Annotated in this window: 1 protein-coding gene; it reads right to left on the bottom strand. The window is 71.6% G+C overall.

The features are described 5' to 3' along the window. Window positions 1–1,806, bottom strand: a 1,806-nt coding sequence (locus tag AB0B72_RS40170) for a DUF222 domain-containing protein (protein ID WP_367745055.1), incomplete at its 3' end; no start/stop codon positions are given. Window positions 1,807–2,004 lie beyond the last annotated feature (198 nt).

Raw genomic sequence — 2,004 nt, 5'->3', positions numbered from 1 at the left:
TCCTTGGGTGTTGATGACCAGGCGGGTCAGGCGTGAGGTGCGGGCCAGGCGGTGGATGTCGCTGATCGGCAGCAGGTGCCCGGTGGCGATCAGCAGCCCAGGCGCGAGCCGATCGGGGGCATGCCCACACGTACGACACGCATCCGGGGATGCTTCGGTACCCGCAGACCCGCCGGTGTCCTCGCGCACACCCGCGCCCGTGTCTGTGCGCGTGCCGGAGCCCACGCCCGTGCCGGTGCCCGCGCGTGTGGCTGGGTCCGGTTGCGGGTGATCGTGCCCAGGCGGGGATGTCCCGCCGGGTGGTGCCTGCTGGCGGGAGTGCTCCTCGGGTGGCCGGGGAGGATCGGGTTGGTGGGTTTCGGTGTCCGGCTGGAGGGCCGGGGTGGGGATCGGCTTGGCGGGGCCGACAGCCTGACCAGGCTCGGTGGGCTTGGCGGGGCCGGCAGGCTTTGCGGGCTGGCCGGGCTCGGTGGCCGGGTCGCCGGTTGCTACGGCGTTGTCGGTGGCTGCGGCGTCGGTGGGCTCAGGGCCGGCAGGGGTGCCGGTCGAGGGTGAAGCGGTGCTGCTGTTGCAGGCTGGAGTGGTGCCTGCCGCCGGGGGATCGCCGCAGATGGTGGGTCCGGTGGCCGGGCCGGTGGTGGGCCCAGGGGTGGGTCCGGTGGCCGAGTTGGGGGTCGGGTCGGGGGTGGCAGTGGGCGGCTCGTCCGGGGTGTGGGCGTTGTGGGCAGTCTCCTGCCGGGGGTCGTCGTCCTGTCGGAGGTCGTCGTCCTGCCAAGTGCCGTCTTCGTCCTGTTGGGGGTCGGCGTCCTGTTGGGGGTCGGTGTCGCTGCTGTTGTCCGTGTCGGGTGCGGCAGGTACGTCGTCGGGCATCGATTCGGCGCGGACCAGGACCAGCAACTCGGTGGAGACCTTCTTGGTCAGCAAGGCGGCGAAGGCGTCGGCTTGGCGGACTCGCAAGGGCCGGTCGTCGTCTTTGTCTTTGGGGCGGGCGTAGGCGGTCATGAACTCCACCAGCGCGGCGGCAGCCTCGCGCGGAAGGCGGAACTCTCCCTCGACTCCACCGGTGGGGGACTGGCGCAGCTGCAGGAAGCGGGCGGCGTAATCGTCGTCGCATTCCTTGTCCAGCGTGCCCGGGTTCAGCAACTCCCGCAGGTATCGGCCGGCCTTGGCCACCTCGGCCGATGAGGCGGTGTCGGCCAGCTTCGCCAAGATCGGCTCGGCCTGCGCGGCATGCTCGTCGCTCAACTTTGCGGTGACCGCCGTGATCGCCTCAACCGACCCCTCTGACAACAAGCCGGCGGCGAACCGCTCCCGCACCAGGGGCAGACGCCCCAACTCCACCGCGATCCGCTTCATCCGGGCCGCACCCGCCCTGGTCATCCCCGGGCCGATCCTCCCGGCCCGGGTTCCGCCAGGGCCCGCCGCGTAGGGACCGCCCTCCTGAGGGCCGACCTCAGGGGAGTCGGCCGCTGGAGAGCCGACTGTGTCACTCGGGTCGGTCGCCCTCAGGTCGGTCGCCCCAGGATCGGTGGTTCCCGGGGTGGTGGCCCCTGGGGTGGTGGTGTCCGCCGGGGGTGACGTTGTTTGCCACCGCAGCCAGGTGCTGGTGGAGGCATGGCCATGCGCCTTGGCCTCACCGGTCACGTGTACCCGCTCCACCCGGGCGGCCAACGCGCAGGTCACCAGATCCCGCGCCCGTATCAGCGTCTCGGCTTCATCCAGGCACAGTGCTGGGATGTCCGGCACGGCGGCGACCGCCAACCGTGCGGCGATCCGCAGCAACTCACCCGCCAACACACCCGACATATCGGCGGCACCACCGCCGACCGCGTCGTAATCCGTGTCGCAGCCCATGTCGCGGCCTATGCCGTCGTCGTCCCTAGATGCCTCGCCACTGGGCGCACCACTAGGCGCTCCACCGGAGACGCCATCGGGCGCCTCACCACAGGGGATGCCGCCGGGCGTCTTGCTACCGGGGACCTCCTCACCCCAGGCGGCACCATC

Source organism: Microbispora sp. NPDC049125 (assembly GCF_040802045.1).
Taxonomy (GTDB): domain Bacteria; phylum Actinomycetota; class Actinomycetes; order Streptosporangiales; family Streptosporangiaceae; genus Microbispora.
Note: the sequence above shows the minus strand (reverse complement) of the source record. Positions and strands in the feature narration are given on the sequence as shown.